At 44.4% G+C, this 18,620-nt stretch carries 13 protein-coding genes, 4 tRNA genes and 5 pseudogenes; 17 read left to right on the top strand and 5 right to left on the bottom strand.

The genetic code is table 11. The features are described 5' to 3' along the window. The first annotated feature begins 121 nt into the window (after positions 1–121). The 12 genes and pseudogenes from PKHYL_RS02825 to rimI all read left to right on the top strand — a co-directional run bounded on the left by PKHYL_RS02825 (position 122) and on the right by rimI (position 8,366). Positions 122–976, top strand: a complete 855-nt coding sequence (locus PKHYL_RS02825; protein ID WP_083328872.1) for a DUF3298 and DUF4163 domain-containing protein — start codon at positions 122–124, stop codon at positions 974–976. A gap of 116 nt (positions 977–1,092) precedes the next feature. After that, entirely contained in the window at positions 1,093–1,794 is a 702-nt protein-coding gene (locus tag PKHYL_RS02830; RefSeq protein ID WP_240365927.1) for an FHA domain-containing protein, read from the top strand. Then, entirely contained in the window at positions 1,757–2,302 is a 546-nt protein-coding gene (locus tag PKHYL_RS02835; RefSeq protein WP_240365928.1) for a hypothetical protein, read from the top strand. Before PKHYL_RS02830 ends, PKHYL_RS02835 begins: the two co-directional genes overlap by 38 nt. A 237-nt stretch (positions 2,303–2,539) precedes the next feature. Beyond that, positions 2,540–4,036 (top strand): anthranilate synthase component I, encoded by a 1,497-nt coding sequence (gene trpE, locus PKHYL_RS02840; RefSeq protein ID WP_071002262.1) that lies wholly within the window; start codon positions 2,540–2,542, stop codon positions 4,034–4,036. A 194-nt stretch (positions 4,037–4,230) separates the two neighbouring features. Then, positions 4,231–4,306 (top strand) — tRNA-Thr (locus tag PKHYL_RS02845). Positions 4,307–4,373: 67 nt separating this feature from the next. Continuing rightward, positions 4,374–4,457: transfer RNA gene (locus tag PKHYL_RS02850), tRNA-Tyr, on the top strand. A gap of 85 nt (positions 4,458–4,542) precedes the next feature. After that, positions 4,543–4,616 (top strand) — tRNA-Gly (locus PKHYL_RS02855). Positions 4,617–4,719: 103 nt separating this feature from the next. Then, positions 4,720–4,794, top strand: a tRNA-Thr gene (locus PKHYL_RS02860). 211 nt (positions 4,795–5,005) lie between these two features. After that, complete coding sequence (locus PKHYL_RS02865; protein WP_240365929.1) at positions 5,006–5,284, top strand: DUF6122 family protein; 279 nt, start codon at positions 5,006–5,008, stop codon at positions 5,282–5,284. Between the two features lie 312 nt (positions 5,285–5,596). After that, positions 5,597–6,788, top strand: a pseudogene (gene tuf / locus PKHYL_RS02870) (elongation factor Tu). Between the two features lie 268 nt (positions 6,789–7,056). Continuing rightward, entirely contained in the window at positions 7,057–7,584 is a 528-nt protein-coding gene (locus PKHYL_RS02875; protein WP_071002259.1) for a peroxiredoxin, read from the top strand. A gap of 290 nt (positions 7,585–7,874) precedes the next feature. After that, entirely contained in the window at positions 7,875–8,366 is a 492-nt protein-coding gene (rimI, locus tag PKHYL_RS02880) for a ribosomal protein S18-alanine N-acetyltransferase (protein ID WP_071002258.1), read from the top strand. 79 nt (positions 8,367–8,445) lie between these two features. On the opposite strand, the gene PKHYL_RS02885 is transcribed toward rimI, so the two are convergent. The 3 genes and pseudogenes from PKHYL_RS02885 to trxB form a co-directional block, all read right to left on the bottom strand. Next, complete coding sequence (locus PKHYL_RS02885) at positions 8,446–8,880, bottom strand: MerR family transcriptional regulator (protein ID WP_058023725.1); 435 nt, start codon at positions 8,878–8,880, stop codon at positions 8,446–8,448. Between the two features lie 33 nt (positions 8,881–8,913). Next, a pseudogene (gene aat, locus PKHYL_RS02890) lies at positions 8,914–9,728 on the bottom strand (leucyl/phenylalanyl-tRNA--protein transferase). A 9-nt stretch (positions 9,729–9,737) separates the two neighbouring features. After that, the gene (trxB, locus tag PKHYL_RS02895; protein ID WP_186475078.1) at positions 9,738–10,751 is read right to left on the bottom strand and encodes a thioredoxin-disulfide reductase; all 1,014 of its coding nucleotides are present in this window, start codon (positions 10,749–10,751) and stop codon (positions 9,738–9,740) included. Positions 10,752–11,712: 961 nt separating this feature from the next. On the opposite strand from trxB, the gene PKHYL_RS02900 reads away from it, so the two are divergent. The 3 genes and pseudogenes from PKHYL_RS02900 to PKHYL_RS02910 form a co-directional block, all read left to right on the top strand. After that, a complete protein-coding gene (locus tag PKHYL_RS02900; protein ID WP_240365930.1) occupies positions 11,713–12,528 on the top strand; it encodes a DNA translocase FtsK 4TM domain-containing protein in 816 nt (271 codons plus the stop codon). A 77-nt stretch (positions 12,529–12,605) separates the two neighbouring features. Next, on the top strand, positions 12,606–12,788 hold the full coding sequence (locus PKHYL_RS02905) for a hypothetical protein (RefSeq protein WP_240365931.1): 183 nt from the start codon (positions 12,606–12,608) through the stop codon (positions 12,786–12,788). A 532-nt stretch (positions 12,789–13,320) separates the two neighbouring features. Next, a pseudogene (locus PKHYL_RS02910) lies at positions 13,321–14,904 on the top strand (DNA translocase FtsK); the annotation flags it as partial. Between the two features lie 216 nt (positions 14,905–15,120). Here the strand turns inward: PKHYL_RS02910 and PKHYL_RS02915 are convergent. After that, complete coding sequence (locus PKHYL_RS02915; RefSeq protein ID WP_025643743.1) at positions 15,121–16,047, bottom strand: IS30 family transposase; 927 nt, start codon at positions 16,045–16,047, stop codon at positions 15,121–15,123. Positions 16,048–16,197: 150 nt separating this feature from the next. Here PKHYL_RS02915 and PKHYL_RS17070 point away from each other — a divergent pair, with 150 nt between their 5' ends. Both PKHYL_RS17070 and PKHYL_RS02920 read left to right on the top strand, forming a co-directional pair. Continuing rightward, on the top strand, positions 16,198–16,584 hold the full coding sequence (locus PKHYL_RS17070) for an amidase family protein (protein ID WP_269778229.1): 387 nt from the start codon (positions 16,198–16,200) through the stop codon (positions 16,582–16,584). Continuing rightward, positions 16,514–17,691 (top strand): annotated as a pseudogene (locus PKHYL_RS02920) (amidase). The gene PKHYL_RS17070 and the pseudogene PKHYL_RS02920 overlap by 71 nt, the downstream one beginning before the upstream one ends. A 49-nt stretch (positions 17,692–17,740) precedes the next feature. Here the strand turns inward: PKHYL_RS02920 and PKHYL_RS02925 are convergent. Then, a pseudogene (locus tag PKHYL_RS02925) lies at positions 17,741–18,512 on the bottom strand (DODA-type extradiol aromatic ring-opening family dioxygenase). Positions 18,513–18,620 lie beyond the last annotated feature (108 nt).

Genomic DNA, 18,620 nt, shown 5'->3' on the forward strand with positions numbered 1-18,620 from the left:
ATCGATTTTATAGTGAACCGACTATAGCAACACTTCAAAAACACAAACAGTGTTCCTACAATACAGCGTCATTGTTACGGTAGAATGTATTACAACATTTTATATTTATAAAAGAGGATGCATGAAAGCTATGGTTCAATCTCATCTTAATAGGTTCACGCTGACGCATATTTCTTTAGGCAGAGTAGGGCGTACACGGCGAATTGGTCTCTTAGCAAGCGGTTTACTGATGGGTGCCGCTAGTCTGTCCGCAAATGCAGGTAGCCTTATCAGCTCAGCAGAGTATCTCGATTATCAGTTACCAGAAAAAATTCAAAAGATGTGTACTGAGCGTGATAATTGCCCAGAAATTGAGATTAAATACCTTAAGACAAATCATGGTTGGATAGATAAGACAGTCAATGCACGTATTGATAATTTGGTGGTGAATAGCAAGCCAACTGAGTCAGCACCTATTAAGACGAAAAGCAGCCAGGAAGACGTAACTGCTGCGATTAATGACTTTGCGACATCGCAGTTTCAAGATATGCCTGAAGAGGTTTCGTGGGCTTATAGCTTGATGGTGACGCCTGATTACTTGGGTCACGTCAATAACTTTGAGCTGTTCGAAATCAACTCCTACGTCTTTACTGGTGGTGCACACGGCATGCCTTATAGCGAGTATCTAACGTTTGATCTGACCACCAAAAAACAAGTCACTCTTGATGACATGCTGATCAAAGGCAAAAAGCCTCGTTTTGAAGCACTCGCGCATGATGCGTATAAAGCATGGGTAAAGACCGTCGCTGATGATGTCAGTAGCTATGAGAAAAGCTGGCCGTTTATGTTGAGCGACAATGTGACCTTGACAGAGACAGGGATTAACATTCGGTATCAGCACTATTCTATCGGTCCATACGCCTACGGTATGCCGGTATTGAGCATTCCGTATAGCCAGCTTGATAAGGTCATCAAGCCTCACTTTATACCAAAATAGATCAAGCACATGACCACTAATTATGCTCTCTATCATAGAGTGATCAGTGAATAAAAATTGACAGTAATTTGCTTAAAATCGTTTGAAAATTAATAGAAAAAATAAGGAGTAACAAGATGACGGATAATACAGATAGTGTGAGCACGGCAGCACAAGCCAGCACATGGCAATTAAATGCATTAACAGAGGCACTGGGCGATCTGACACTGACAGTCGAGGATAGCTTGTCTGTAGGTCGCGGCGGTGACAATGATGTGGTACTCGGCAGCAAGCAAGTATCTCGCAATCATGCCATTCTAAGCATACTTGATGGTCAGTTATACGTAAAAGACTTAGACTCTTCTAACGGTACCTTTATCAATGATCGACGTATCGCGGGCAACGAATCAAACCTTCTACAGGCTGAGGATACGCTTGGATTTGCAAGCTTTAGCTTTCAGGTACAAGCGCCTGTCGCTGCTACAGCAGATGGGACACTAGAGCCAGTCATAAAGGACGATACAGTAAGTAGTGTCAGTGATGAGACTGCCCCAGCAGAAACTACTGAGAATTTGCATGATGAATATATCATCGAAGAGCATATCGTCAGCGAGCCAATCGTAAAGCAAACGAATATTGAAGAGATTTTACCCACTGCAGAGGATGCAGAGAGTCCATCTGTCGATACTACTTCAAACACCGTAGTAGATTCAGCAAGTGCGCCTGTAGTTGACAGAGCGGAAGTGGCTGAACCAGCGCCTCAAGAGCCAGTAGTTAAAGAGACTGGTATTGAGGGATGTCTTGTCGGCTGCACAAAGTGCTACGCCTGCATCGATTGAAACAGCACCAGAAGAGTCAGAGCCTGTATCTGAAACGCCTGTATCTGAAACGCCTGTATCTGAAACGCCTGTATCAGCGGCGACTGAGTCAACTGTAACGGAGTCAGAAGCTGTGACGACTGCAGAGCCGTTGACCCCAACAGTATCTACTGATGATGAACCATCAGTATCGCAGCCAACAGTAAGTGAAGAACCTGTAGTAAATGAAAAACCAGTAGTAAGTGAAGAGCACGACAAAACGACAAAGACTGAATTACAAGAAGAAGCCGATCCTGATGTCTTAAAAGCCAAGCAAGCAGCGACCGCGCAGTTTTCGGGTACGGCAAATTTAGGGCGGGATCATGATCTTGGCACCCAAGGCAATAATGCCATGGATCAAGAAATCAGTAATCCAGCTCATACAGGACAAGTAGAGAAAAAATCTAGCGGTGGTTGGTTTATATGGGTATTTGCTGTCATTTTGATTATTGGCTTGGCATTATGGCTATTTAACATGGGCGTTATGTAGGGACATCGATCCGTAGTTTGAATACGAGCGTTTATCCATAGCTATCCTGATTGATAAGCAGTCCGTTAGCTCAGTTAGTTTATGAAGGTTGAGGCCTGAACTTAACTGCTGTATGAATCGTCATTCAGACAAACTGCTTTTTATAGCGCTAACATTCAAATACGGTGTTGGCGCTATATTTTATGGTTCAGTCCACTGTTTTATTTTTTGCCATTCTGCTGCTAAGAGAGCGTTACTATGATGACTTTCCAAGAATATCAAGCGTTTAAAGATCGGGGTTTTAGTCATGCACCCTTAGTCAAAAAACGTTTGATGGATGCACAGACGCCAGTGTCTGTGTTTTCCAAAGTACGTGATTTAAACGGCTCTGCATATTTGTTTGAGTCTGTGGTAGGCGGTGAGCGCTGGGCAAGATACTCGATGATCGGCTTGGGTAGTGATCTTATTTTACAGTACGCTGATGGCAATATGACTACCAAGCGGAACGATCATATCGATACAGCAGCAGTAGAGAATCCTTTTGATTATATCCGTCAGTTGATGGTGCAGTATCGAATGCCGACTTCTGAAGATGTGCCCACCATGCCAAGTTTTAGCGGCGGCCTAGTCGGTTACTTTGGTTACGACATGGTACGTATCATTGAGCCTAGTGTGGGCCTATCTGACGCACCCAATCCAATGTCAATGCCAGATATGTGGCTGATGCTTTCCATGAGTGTCATTGTTTTTGATAATTTAGAAAATACCTTATCGATCATCGTCTATGCTGACTGTCAAACCGAGGAGGGCTACAGCTTAGCTATCCGTGAGTTGGAAAAAATCGAAGAGAAGTTGGCAGAACCGTCCAATTTGTCCGCGCCAGTGATGCCCACACCAAAATTTATCTCGCAAACCGGTATGGAAAAGTACTGCAGCGACGTTAAGAAAATAAAAGACTATATCGCAGCAGGCGACGTCATGCAGGTGGTTCCAGCACAGCGGTTGACGGCAGATTACACAGGCGACTCTCTAGCCGTCTATCGTGCATTACGCTATCTAAATCCATCGCCGTATCTGTTTTTGGTGCATGGCTATACGCTTGATGATCACAAACGCTTTGATATCATTGGCGCTTCTCCTGAAATCCTGTCCCGTATCGAAAACGGTAAAGTCACCGTACGGCCACTAGCAGGGACGCGCAAGCGTGGTCAGAATGAAGCGGAGGATCTGGCACTTGAACAAGAGCTGCTCACTGATGAAAAAGAGACTGCCGAGCACTTAATGCTTATTGATTTGGGTCGCAATGATATCGGCCGTGTTTGTGAATATGGCAGTGTCAAAGTTACAGACAAGATGTTTATTGAGCGCTACTCACAAGTCATGCACATCGCGTCCAATGTGGAGGGTATGATAAGGTCTGATAAAGACGCGCTAGATGTATTTTGTGCCACGTTTCCAGCGGGTACACTATCAGGCGCGCCCAAGATTCGCGCGATGCAAATCATTGATGAGATAGAGCCAGTACGTCGGACAGTATTTGGTGGTTCAGTGGGCTATCTAGGTTGGAATGGCAATATGGATACCGCCATTGCTATTCGTACAGCAGTGATGCGCCGCGGTGAAATCCATATCCAAGCAGGCGCAGGTGTTGTTGCTGATTCTGTGCCAGAAGCGGAGTGGGATGAAACCAATAAAAAAGCATTGGCGTTGGTCAAAGCGGTAAAAATGGCCTGTAATGGACTACGCATTCGCTAGTTATATAGCCAGCTATGCAGCGCATATAATCACAACAGATCAGAAGAGCAATTACGTTGTTATTTTTCTATCAAAAAAATAACAACGTAATCAGTAGCTTGAATATTATTATTAAAATAATAAAAAAAAAGATAAAAAAGGGCTTGCGCATCTCAAAATATTTGATAGAATAGCCACCACTTTAGAGAGAACAAGCCGACTTAGCTCAGTTGGTAGAGCAACTGACTTGTAATCAGTAGGTCGCCAGTTCGATCCCGGCAGTCGGCACCATCTCTTTTAAAGTAGCTTTTTATGAATTTGTCTTAAATGAGAGTCATTTTTGTTCAAAGCACCCTTAGGTGGGATTGGGGAGCGGTCAAACCCAACAGACTGTAAATCTGTCGCGAAAGCTTCGAAGGTTCGAATCCTTCTCCCACCACCATATTTTTTTAAAAGTTTGTTATAGCGCCAAGCATGCTCTATATAGTTTCTAACTCTCAACTAGAGTTATTAAGATTAGAGTAAATGCGGGTGTGGTATAATGGTAACACCTTAGCCTTCCAAGCTAATGACGCGGGTTCGATTCCCGCCACCCGCTCCATATATACACCATCGCAAAGCCTATTAATTATTCATCACGACATCAGTTATTACTACTGTATCGTGATATTTTTTTTAGTGCAGCTCAAAGGTTTACACTATACGCTCATATAGCTCAGCGGTAGAGCACTCCCTTGGTAAGGGAGAGGTCTCGAGTTCAATTCTCGATATGAGCTCCATTTATTATGTAAATCCTCTATGCTTGTTTTGCTATTTATATATAGCTTTGCGTCGATATCGAAAATATAAAATATTGAAACATATAAAATTAGTACGACAGGTAACGATTTAAAGGTGACACTGAGGTGTTGCCTTTTAGTGCTGTCAGCATATTAATAAATATTGCTTTTGATGATTCGATATCAACAGAATTAAAACTGGTAAACGAGTATGCAAACGTTTATACATTACTTTTTGCATTTTGGTTTCCCTCTCGTTATCGCAGTTGTATTTTTTAAGAAAGAGTGGAAAAAAGCATATCTGATATTGCTTGCGACTATGTTAGTTGATTTGGATCACTTAGTAGCAGACCCGATCTTTCAGGCTAATAGATGTAGCATTAATTTTCATCCGCTACATACGTATTATGCGATGCTGGTATATGTTGCTTTGCTCTTTTTCGTAAGCCTTTTAACATCATTGGGATTGGATTGCTTTTTCATATGTTAACGGATTTTACGGATTGTTTGATGATGTCATCTAGCTGATATAATAGCTTTGCACATCGAGCCGTTAAACGGTTATAAGCAGTAGCATATTTAAGACCTCTTTAGATAATAGAAAAATAGGTTTCGAGCAAGAGATGTATGACTATTGAGGATAAGCCGGCGTATAATAACGGATACAAAAATTAGTTCGAAGTGCTGTTTGATAAGAAGCAGTGGTTCGTGCGGTTGATAGCTAGGTTTATGATGAGTTAGTTTTATTATGAGCCATTAAACAGCTTTTTATTGATCATTCACCAAAAAAGAGGAAATACCCATGGCAAAGGCCAAGTTTGAACGTAGCAAGCCACACGTCAACGTCGGTACCATCGGACACGTTGACCATGGTAAAACCACCCTTACCGCTGCAATCGCAACCGTAGCTGCAATCACTTCTGGTGGCGAAGCAAAAGACTACGCGTCTATTGACTCAGCACCAGAAGAAAAAAGCACGTGGTATCACCATCAACACCTCACACGTAGAATATGACACAGACACACGTCACTACGCACACGTAGACTGCCCAGGTCACGCCGATTATGTTAAAAACATGATCACAGGTGCCGCTCAGATGGACGGCGCAATCTTAGTTGTATCAGCAACTGACGGCCCAATGCCACAGACTCGTGAGCACATCTTGCTATCACGTCAGGTTGGCGTACCATACATCATCGTATTCATGAACAAATGTGACATGGTAGATGACGAAGAACTACTAGAACTAGTAGAAATGGAAGTTCGTGAACTATTGAACGACTATGACTTCCCAGGTGATGACACCCCAATCATCCACGGTTCTGCTACTGAAGCCCTAAAAGGCTCACAAGAAAAATACGGCCAACCAGCCGTTGTAGAACTACTAAACGTACTAGACACCTACATCCCAGAGCCAGAGCGTGACGTTGACAAAGCATTCCTAATGCCAATCGAAGACGTATTCTCAATCTCAGGTCGTGGTACCGTAGTAACTGGCCGTGTTGAATCTGGTATCGTAAAAGTTGGTGACGAAATCGAAATCGTTGGTATCCGTGACACTCAAAAAACCACCTGTACTGGTGTAGAGATGTTCCGTAAAATGCTTGACGAAGGTCGTGCTGGCGAAAACTGTGGCGTACTACTACGTGGTACTAAGCGTGAAGACGTACAACGTGGCCAAGTACTAGCGAAGCCAGGTTCAATCACGCCTCACACCAAATTTGACGCTGAAGTATATGTACTGTCAAAAGAAGAGGGTGGTCGTCACACACCATTCCTAAACGGCTATCGTCCACAGTTCTACTTCCGTACCACTGACGTAACTGGCGCAATCCAATTACAAGACGGTACTGAAATGGTCATGCCTGGTGATAACGTTGAGATGGGCGTAGAGCTTATCCACCCAATTGCTATGGACAAAGGTCTACGCTTCGCTATTCGTGAAGGTGGCCGTACTGTAGGCGCTGGTGTTGTTGCTAACGTATTGAACTAAGACTTAAGTCTCAGTAATGAGATTATGAATTAGTCATAAAAAAGCCACCCTATCTAGGGTGGCTTTTTTTTTGGGGGTGTGAATGAGGAGAAGGAGTTAAATACTAGGGTTTTTCTCTCATTTGAAAAAATAAATTCTAAAGCTATAAGTTACAAGGACTGCTTCATATACAGTAGATTAAAGATTTGCTTATAGATAGCTATAACCCTTATTATATAATGGCAGGATTTTAAAAATAAAAACACAATAACTTAAATCGGAGTAAATAATGATTACCCATGTACCTGATGTAACTTTTAAAACTCGTGTTCGTGATGAATCTATCGGTGGTGAAAACCCATTCAAATGGTATGATCTAACCACAGACGAGTTATTTGCCAATAAAAAAGTAGTGGTATTCTCACTACCTGGCGCCTTTACACCAACCTGTTCAACCAGTCATTTGCCTCGCTATGAAGAGCTTTACAATGAGTTTAAAGCGCTAGGTGTTGATGAAGTTGTTTGTGTTTCTGTTAACGATGCCTTTGTTATGTACCAGTGGGGCCTGAAGCAAAACCGTGAAAACGTTTTCTTACTTCCTGACGGTAACGGTGAGTTCACTCGTAAGATGGGTATGCTGGTGGATAAGAGCAATCTTGGCTTTGGCATGCGTTCATGGCGATATTCGATGTATGTGGATAATAAAGAAATCAAAAAGGTGTTCAAAGAACCTAACTTCGGTGACAACTGCTCAACAGACCCATTTGAAGTGTCAGATGCAGATACCATGTTAGAATATCTGAAAAGTAATGCTTAATCACAATTCTTAAGTGTGTTGACGTTTGACTGGTATCATCAGGCGTCGATAAATACTTGAATGCTGAAGCTCAAATACTGTTGAACTGCTTAATCCTTAAGTATAAGGGCTAAGCAGTTTTTTTATGTTTTCTACAAAAACTTTGGCAATATTAAAAGAAATACCTAAGATAGTGTTAAATATGAGGCGCGAAAGCGGGTATTTATGACATAAATAATGTCATTTCTGAGTAATTATAAAAATGACGATAAGATAGCGTTTATTGCATAAGAAAAATAAAGGGAGAAGCGGTGTTTATTATAAAGAAATTAGCAATCAATACATCAGAGCGGCAACAAGCGCTTCAAGCCGTTGCAAATATCGAAGCGCTCGTACAGCCGCACGACGCATGGACTGAGCAGTCGTTGGCTGAGATGCTCGCGCAAGATAGTATGCATATGCTCATAGTTTATAAACAAGAAGATAAAGCCGATAATAATAAAGTCATTGGCTACTGCCTCTATCAAGTGATTTTTGAGCAAGCAGAGATTTTGCGTATTGGCACGCATCCTGATTATCAACGACAAGGCATTGCTTCACAAATTATTGATAAGTTGCATGAAGTATTGCAGAGTAATCAGGTGGAAAATTTGTTATTAGAAGTACGAGCAGACAATCATGCTGCGATAGCGTTATATGAAAAGCAAGCATTTGCAATCATTCATAGACGCAAAGGCTATTATAAGTCACCGAATCAGTCCGCAATTGATGCGTTAATCATGCAACATGTCTATGGTGAGTGAAGAGAGTAAATTCTCATTAGGAGTTATAAGCGTGGTTTCTTTAAAGATAAATTATTTATCTCAACCAACGTTATCGTGTTTAACTTGATGGTATTTTCTTCTTACAGATATTAGTGTCTAACTGATAATTGCTGTCTGCTTTCATCCGTGCAAGAACATCTATACGCTCGCTCAATAATTCTACCATCACGCTTATATTGGCTTGCTGTTTCCTGACTTGTTCTAGCTTTTGCTGAGTCAGCATGAGCTGCAAATCAATATCCAATTGGCCATCATAGTAATCGTTTAAGCTGTTTTTGATTTCAGTAAGGGTGAAACCAATGGCTTGCGCGCTTTTGATTAGCTCAATACGCTCGACGCACTCGGGATGAAACTCAGTATATAAACGTGAGCCTGCTTGACGCTTACGCGACCTTAATAGGCCCAACTGTTCATAGTGACGCACGGTGTCTTTGGTTGTATTGGCTTTTGCTGCCAGCTCTCCGATTAGCAGAAATGAGGTATCAAGCGCCATAAAATTCTCTTAACTCTTTAGCTTTTGTAGATTTCATGATTGATGCTGCCAAGGATTTGCTGTATCGAGAAGGGATACGGCCAATGGCTGATGAAAATTATTGTGCCAATTGATGGAGCGACTGCTTATTAAGCGATCTAATTGAGCAAGAAAGTCAGGACGCGGTAGAGTAGTGGCACCCAAGCTCATGAGATGATCATTAGGTAACTGGCAGTCGACAAGTGCAACATGACTTTGCTCACATAAGCGCATCAACCCCCAAAACGCGAGTTTTGACGCATTAGAGGCACGATGAAACATGGATTCGCCAAAGTAGATGCCATTTATTTTTAGGCCGTACAGTCCACCAATGAGTTGACCTGTCTCGTCCCACACCCTCAATGCTATGGGCAAATCCTTGCGCATGCAGTTTGGTATAAGCCTCAATCATCTCTTCATGAATCCAAGTGTGTTCGCCTTCGGGCAGGTCATTATTAAGACCATCGCTACGCGGCAGACTACAGGCATGTATGACGTCATCAAAAGCTTGATTGAGTGTTAGTTGCCAACGCGTGCGATTTGCTTGCTTGCGCAGTGACTTACTCGGTTGATAATCAGATGGGACGATCACACAACGCGGCTCAGGACACCACCAAGCGATAGGCTCATCTTCATTGAACCATGGAAACAGTCCTTGTGCATAAGCAGATATTAATGTATCGGGTGCAAGATCGCCACCCATCGCGACAATACCAATGCCCTCAGGATCGATAGAGATAGGATCAGGAGAAGTCATAACGCCCAAGACTTTGTAAAGTCTCAGGCGTGATGTATTGATCATGATCGCCGTGCTGCGCAAAGTTATTCATTTAGTCTTCTTAATCAGCAGTCAGCGTTGACGCATAGGTATGGTCTTTCGCCGTTGTCTCACCGATAGCATCCAAATATTTCTCAGCATCCAGCGCTGCCATACAGCCAGTACCAGCAGAGGTAATGGCTTGACGATAGACATGATCAGCCACGTCACCTGCGGCAAACACCCCTTCGATACTGGTCTGCGTGGCATTACCATTCAAGCCACTATTGACGACCAGATAGCCATCTTTCATATCCAATTGACCTTTGAATAGGTCGGTATTAGGCTTATGACCGATGGCGACAAACATACCCATTGCATCCAGTTGTTTGGTGCTGCCATCAATCATTGATTCGATAACGACACCATTGACGCCCATGTCATCACCGACAACTTCTTTGACTTGATGATTCCATTCAATTTTAACATTACCGTTTTTGGCTTTTTCAAACAGCTTGTCTTGTAGGATTTTTTCAGAGCGCAGGCTATCACGGCGATGCACTAAAGTCACTTCAGAAGCAATGTTAGAGAGGTATAAGGCTTCTTCAACGGCTGTATTACCACCGCCAATCACAGCGACTTTTTGATCTTTATAAAAGAAACCGTCACAAGTGGCACAAGCGGATACGCCAAGCCCTTTAAATTTGGTTTCTGATTCTAGACCTAAATACTGAGCAGAGGCACCTGTTGAGATAATCAGGGCATCACAAGTATAGGTACCGTTGTTACCTGACAGCTCAAAAGGTCGTACATTCAAGTTAACATCATTGATATGATCATAAACCAATTCTGTACCGAAACGCTCAGCATGTGCTTTCATACGCTCCATCAATGCAGGACCGGTCAAATCATGCGCATCGCCTGGCCAGTTATCAACCTCAGTAGTGGTGGTTAATTGACCACCTACTTCCATACCCGTTACCATAACAGGTTTAAGGTTGGCGCGTGCCGCATAGACCGCAGCCGAATAACCGGCAGGACCTGAGCCTAAAATGATGAGCTTTTCGTGACGTGGAGCAGTAGTGTCAGTTGCCATAAGTGGTTCCTTTCTAAATATACGCATGAAAAATATGAGTTATAAATCTAATAAAAAAACGTCAAGCGTTGCTACTAATATGGTTTTTCTAATTGCTGTGTGATAATAACATAAGGGTAGATAGCAAAAGTGCAAGTTTGCTAAAACAAACACAGCTATCATTAGAATCAAAGCATGATAACCTTGAAATACTCGTGCTAGAAACAGCTGGTATTTTATAGGGTCTATACAAAATTGTTAGCAGTATTATGTTAGGGCGTGTTGAACATTCGCAAATAGGCACTGCTGATCGCTAAAATGGTTCCAGACAAGGCACAAAGCGACGATAATGCAGATGCCTTAGCGAGATTTGTAACGCAGTATGGGGCAATTTTAGCATCAGCCCCAACGATAAAAGCAGGGGACAGGACTCTTTTTGCCGCTTCATCGTTAAAAATAAGCGCTTAGAGTGACTAAACTTATTATTTTTAACATCGAATCGCCTAAAAAATAGTCGCTGTCAGTGCCATGGTCGAATGTTCAACACGCCCTAGTAACTTTTGGATTATTCGCAGATTTTTTGCGCAAATCGTATATTGATTTACTTTCTTGCACGCTTTCTTTATAAGAGTGTCGCCACTGTACCTATGTATTTGTTATTATAAGAAGTTATGCCAAGTGTGATAGAGCTTAAGCGATGACTGCTATGCTCAGGCCTTTTGAGAGGTGAATCTCAACCAAACACTTTGCTAGGTACCTTTATATGTCAGCACTTTATGTCAGCATGATTAGACTTAGTCATGCACTGGCGACCATTTAGTATTAACAACAAGGCAGATTTTACGTGATATCAGCACCGCTTATTGAGTATTTAAAAAGGGAATATTTACCCTCCTTGGGTTAATACTGGCTGTTTATTTGTTTGTTATTTTAATGACTTACACAGGCAATGATCTCTAGCTGGTCGCACATCAGTAGTGATATGACGACTATTAACAATATGGGTGGCCAGACGGGCGCTTGGTTGTCCGACTTGCTCTATAGCTTTTTTGGCTATGGTGCATGGTGGTTTTTAGCGTTTGTGGTTTATGAGTCTATCCTTATTTGGTGGGACAATAAGCCGACGTTTTGGCTCATGCGACTGGTCGCTTATGTGTTTTTGCTGTTGAGCGCCAGTGCATTATTTGCACAACTGGTTGCCTTAATTCAGCAAGTAGCCAATCCTGCATCAATGGGACTTGAAGGCGTGGCTGGTGGTATCATCGGTCTTGAGTTGCAGGAACGTTTGGCACAGTTGCTATCGCAGTGGGGCAGTGTGGTTTTCTTGGCGGTGTTCGTTGTGATTACCGTGACCTTTGCCTTTAACATCCATTGGCTCGCTATATATCAGAAGATTACAGCATTATCTTGGCTTGGCTCAGGGTTAAAAAATAAAGAAGATGCTGCCGAGTTGGATGAGCAAAGTGAGGTGTCGCAAGACCGTGACAGTATCAAAGAGGGAAATCCCAATCAAACAGCCGAGTATGAGCAGCTGCCACTTGAGTTGCAATCAGCTGACGATGCGAATAGTGCTCACGCAGTAGATAATAGTGGCAGATTCAGTAATGTATTATCAGATTTTTTATTGACCTCAGGATTGGCTGATAGTGTGAAAGCATCTATGGCGACAGCAAAAGCAGCAGCAACGTCTAGCGATGAAAAAGTGACTCACCATACGCGGTCGCAGCGACTGCTAATGCTACGGTTGGCAGTACAGTCAGTGACACCAACACATCAACGATACCAAACCCTATCGTAGCGCCTGCTCGCAAAGTCGAGCCAAGCTTTGCATGGAATGATGCAAATACGGTTGATGATCTGCTCGCACGTGAACAGATGGCTTATAGCACTAACAGCATAGATAACTCTACTGTGCCTAACTATGCACAGAGTGAAGTCGTCACTGACGTGTCATTAGAAGAAGCAGTACAAACCTCTGTGGCAGCACCGATGGTAGAAACAGAAACTCAATCAGATTTATCTAATCAAGAGCTAGCTACTCAATCCCTCAATGGATGAATCAACGAATGCTCAAGCTGTCAATCAGGTTATTACTGAGCCGGAAGACTCTCACCCAGATGATATAACGGAGAATGTCGATAAGTTGGCAGAAGCATGGTTGGCGGAGCATGGCAATATATCAGAACCTGTTGCAAAATCGTCGGTTGCTACTGCTGAGGAAACTAATGTCACTAATCAAACTCCGCAAGAAGAGCTATCAATGCCTACGTCAGACGCCACTAATAGCATTCTAAGTGACGACTCTTATGGGCTCTCTGCTGCACAGTCCGAACTACTACAACGTGATGAGTCATCGCCTATACCTGAGGTCACAGTGGCTCAGCCATCAGTAGAAGTGGCCGCATCAGTATCAGAAATTTCGGATATGACACCGACCAATACGCCGCCTGCCAACCCAAAAGCGGCGCCAACTGTGGAAGCGGTCAGTTCGGCCTCAAATACGCAGCCTGTAGCCCCAGCTAAACCTTCTGTCAGCTTTGCGGTACCAGAAGGTGATAGTAGCAACCATATCACTGACATGATGCCGGAGGAGGATAGTACTGACGATAGTGCACCCGTTATGCCGCATATCAGCGATGACGAAGCATTCAGCAAAAAATCACGCTCGATGCAGACGGCTGCCTATCGCAGTAGCCTAACCCCTATTCCAGAAGTGTCTATATTGGACAAGCCAGATCCTGACCGTAAGCCTAGCTATACCGTCGCTGAGCTTGAACAATTATCTGAGCTGCTTGAGATCAAACTACAAGAGTTTAATGTAAAAGCCAACGTCGTCAACGCTATCCCAGGGCCTGTGGTGACTCGTTTTGAAGTGGAGCTGGCTGCTGGCGTAAAGGCCAGCAAAGTTACTGGTATTTCACGTGACTTGGCGCGTTCACTATCGATGGCTTCTTTGCGTGTGGTTGAGGTCATCCCTGGTAAGCCGTATATTGGTATCGAAGTGCCCAATAAAAAACGTGAAATGGTGCGCTTAATCGAGCTACTTAGTACCGAGATGTTCAAAGACCCTAAAGCACAAATCAGCATGGCGATGGGTAAAGACATTGGCGGTAACCCCATTATTACTGATCTGGCGCGTGCCCCGCATATGCTGGTTGCTGGTACCACAGGCTCTGGTAAATCGGTATTGGTCAACTCAATGCTATTGTCGATGTTACTCAAGTACACGCCCAATCAATTGCGACTCATCTTGATTGATCCAAAGCAGCTGGAGCTTGCCAACTATAATGACATTCCGCATCTACTTACCCCAGTTGTCACTGACATGACCGAGGCCGCTAGCAGCTTGTCATGGTGTGTGGCCGAGATGGAGCGCCGCTATCAGTTGATGAGCTTGCTAAAGGTTCGTAAGCTCAATGAGTTTAATAAAAAAGTCATCGCGGCAGAGAAATCAGGCAATCCAATGCTCGATCCGTTATGGCGACCAAACGACAGCGTAAGTATCAGCCAAGCGCCAAAGCTCAAAACTCTGCCCATGATTGTCATCGTCGCAGATGAGTTTGCCGATATGATTATGCAGGTGGGCAAGCAAGCCGAAGAGCTTATCACGCGCTTGGCACAAAAATCACGTGCGGCTGGTATTCACTTAATGCTAGCTACTCAGCGCCCATCAGTCGATGTCATTACGGGTTTGATTAAAGCCAATATCCCAGTGCGTGCAGCACTACGAGTCAACTCAAAAGTCGATTCGCGTACGATTCTGGATAGTGGCGGTGCTGAGGACATGCTCGGTAACGGTGATATGTTGTTCTTGGGACCAGGTCAGATTGAACCAGATCGTGTGCATGGTGCTTATGTCAGTGATGAAGAGGTCAACCGTGTCTGTGACGCATGGCGTGAGCGCGGTGCGCCCGATTATATTGACAACATGGCAGGAAATTTTGAGCTATCTAGTCCGGGCGGTGGTAGCACGGCTAATGCCTCTGGTGAAGATGATGATCTATATAATGACGCCGTCGCCTTTATTATGGAAACGCGTAAGGTCTCAGCTTCTAGTATCCAGCGTAAGTTCAGTATCGGATATAACCGTGCAGCCCGTATTGTCGACTCAATGGAAGACGCTGGACTGGTCAGCTCGATGGGCAAAAGTGGTAAGCGCGAACTGTTAATGTAGTGCTTAGTATTGAATGAATAATGAAAAAACGAGTCATGACAATGGCTCGTTTTTTTTGTGAAAGAGATTCAAGATTAATTCACTCATAAGCGAATAAGCTACCAAAACTTTCAAATGACTAGTGAGTTTGTTTATCAACCATAAGTCGTGGTTTTTTATAATAAACTGACAGTTACTGATGAAATAGATACTTAGATTAACACACCAAGTGCAACGCTAATTAATATTATAGAACGCCTGCATAGGCGTTTTAAACCCTAATCGTTTTCTTGGTCTGTTGTTTAGTTTGTTCTCAATGTCCTGTATTTCATTATCAGAGACTTGTCTAAAGTCACAACCCTTAGGCAAGTACTCTCTGATAAGGCCATTGGTATTCTCGTTGGTTCCTCGCTGCCATGACGCATAAGCATCGGCAAAGAAGAAAGGGCTAAAGAGCTTTTGTTTCACCTTCTTATGCTGAGCAAACTCTTTACCATTGTCAGAGGTAATGGTCTTAACCTGCAACCTCACTGGCGCTAAGAGTTCTATCATTGCCTCTGATACTTGCTGTGCTGTTTTATGACCCACACGCTTCATCTTCAGCAGCCCCGTTTTACGTTCAACGAGCGTGACAATCGCTTGCTTGTGATGCTGACCGATAACGGTATCCGCTTCCCAATCTCCAATACGTGAGCGTTCTTCAACAATACAAGGGCGCTCATGAATCGAGACTCTGTCATTGATACGGCCTCGAGTCTCAGCGGTTAGACGCTGCCGGTATGGTTTTCCTTTACGTCTGAGACACTGCCACAATGTACCGCCCTGCCTCTTATCACGCCAAATATAGCGATAAATGCTCATATGACTGATACCAGCATGAACGCCAGATATTTGCTCAGGACTCCAGTTCTCTTTAAGCTTGTCTGTCACCCATGCCCAGAGGTCAGTCACAATAGTTGTGGCGTTGTTAGCCCGTCTGTCACAAGCCTTGTTATTAGCATGCTTTGCTCGGTAACCTCGTAGGCTTTTATTACGCCTAAGCTCTCTTGATATGGTACTGGGACTTCTGTTTAACACCCTCGCTATAAAATTAATACTATGTTTTGCCCCTTTAAGGGCATAAATCTGGTATCGTTCACCTAGGCTTAGATGTGTATAGCTCATGGTTGCAATCTCACTTTGGTCGGTGGATAAAAACTTTGATGCTAGCGCATCTAGGTCTTTTTTCACCCTTGCATTTGGTATTGCACTTCATGTGTTAATCTAAGATATTTAAAAATTCTTACTACAATTACTCTCCAAGGAAGGTTGGTTATGTTTAAAGAATATACCCAGTACGATGCACTCGCCTTAGCGGCACTGGTTAACTCAGGTGAGCTCAGTGCAAAGGAGCTATTAGACGCCGCCGTTTATCAGGCCAATAAACTCAATCCCAAGCTAAATGCCATTATTCACCGTTTCGATGAGCGCGCTTACAACGCGGCGCAGGCAGGACTGCCTTCTGGCGTATTTACTGGCGTGCCGTATTTGCTCAAAGATCTCTCATTTAGCTTCGCAGGTGAGCCTATTACGATGGGCAGCCGCAGCGTCACTATCCCTCTCAGAAAAAGACAGCGAAATCGTCAAACGCATGAAAGCGACAGGCGTCAATACCTTTGGCAAAACCAATACGCCAGAGTTTGGCTTGATTATCACCACTGAGCCAAAGCCCATGGCGCCACTCACAACCCGTTTAAAAAAGGCTATAGCTCTGGTGGCTCGTCAGGTGGTAGTGCCGCGGCAGTGGCGAGCGGTATCGTACCGATGGCAGGCGGCGGTGATGGTGGCGGTTCGATACGGTTTCCATCTGCCTGGTGCGGTGCGTTTGGCTTAAAACCAAGCCGTGGCCGCAATCCACTTGGCCCTAATCTTGGTGAAGGTTGGGATGGGGCAGTGGCCGATCATGTGATTACGCGCTCGGTACGTGATAGTGCCGCGATGCTCGATGCCACCAGTGGTGCAGAGATTGGCGCGCCTTATGTCATTGCGCCGCCAGACGGCACGTTTTTGCAGGCGGCGATGCGTGCACCAAGGCCATTGAAAATCGCGTTACAGCAGCAGCCGCTGATTGCCAATACCGTAGTAGACAAAGAAGTACTTGCTGTACTAGAGCAAACCGCTAAGCAGCTAGAATCGATGGGGCATCAAGTAATACCCGCTGAGCCAAATATTAATATCGAGCAGTTTTGGCATGACTTTATCGTCGTGGTCTGCGCGCATACCGCTTTTACGATTGATAATATCGAGCGCGAGTTTGGCACTGCCCATATCAAAAACCTAGAGCCGCAAACCTACAATATGGCGCTACTCGGACGTTCGCTATCAGCAGTGGACTTGGTTCATGCCAAACACGGTTGGCATAACAGTCAGTATCAAACGGGACTGTTATTAGAAACCTACGATATGATTTTGTCCCCGACGGTACCGACGCCTGCGGTCAAACACGGCGTGCTACCACCCAGCCGCATGGATGAGATGATGATGCGTAGCGCTGGGGTAATTAATAAAGGGTTTGACATGGGTAGATATGCCTTTAAGTCAGGCATGATCGAAAAGCTAAGCGCCCCTGTGCTAGGAAAAATGGGCTTTACGTTATTGGGCAATGTCACAGGATTGCCAGCAATGTCAGTGCCGGTCGGTATGAGTAAAAAAGGCTTACCAATTGGCATGCAGCTGATTGGGCGTATGAATGATGAGGCGACGCTATTTAGTCTGGCAGGTGAGATGGAGCGTGCGGGTTTATTTACCAAACCTGCCTTTGAGAAGTAGGTTTGGTTTGTGTGCTTTAATTAGATAAGTAGGAAATAGTAAATAGAAGCTAATCAAAGCGGTAAATATCCATACCCAAACTATGATGGGCCATACTCTGGTGAACAACCGAGACGCGCTGACCGGCACCTAACGCAAAAAAACAATGGCAGCAAATGCTCGTCACTTGGATGAATGTCTTTGTACTCTGGATATTGTTGCCAGTCGAGGGCAGTGGGTATGTCTATCTTAAGCTGCTGGAGCAACCACTGTTTAAAGGATTTGGCAGCTTGGTCAATGCTATCGGCATCCCAGCGTAGCGCTTGCAAGTTGTGGGTGATATTGCCTGAGCCAATAACAAGAATTTTCTCATCACGTAGATGCGCGAGCTGCGCGCCCAATTGATAGCAAGCAATGCTATCGTAATGCTGCGGCAGTGACACTTGAACGATAGGCACATCTGCCTCTGGGTACAGGTGTCTGAGCGGTGCCCAAACGCCATGATCACAGACACGTACAGGATTGACGCTACATGTGATACCGCGTGCGGTGAGCTGCTGAGCAAGTGTCTCAGCCAGCGCTGGTTGACCTGATGCAGGATACTGAAGATCGTAAAGCTCAGGCGCAAAACCCGAAAAATCATGCCACGTTTTTGGCTGCGGGTTACTGCTAATCTCAAGCTTTGCTGATTGCCAATGCGCCGACATAATGACGATAGCACGTGGCTTAGGTAAGTTTTGCCCGATACGTGCCAATGCACTGGTCGTGGCAGATTGCTCAATCGCAAGCGTGGGTGCCCCGTGCGAGATAAACAACGCAGGTAGTTTGGATGCATTAGGCATTATAGCAGACGCACTTTCCCATGCCGCAGCAGAGGTAATAGGTGTCTGTACAGTGTCGTGATGATGGTCACGCTGATGCGTAGTCTGAGAGGCTTTGGATGTCGCGCG

The sequence above is a fragment of the Psychrobacter sp. KH172YL61 genome, from assembly GCF_007182895.1.
Classification (GTDB): Bacteria; Pseudomonadota; Gammaproteobacteria; order Pseudomonadales; family Moraxellaceae; genus Psychrobacter; species Psychrobacter pacificensis.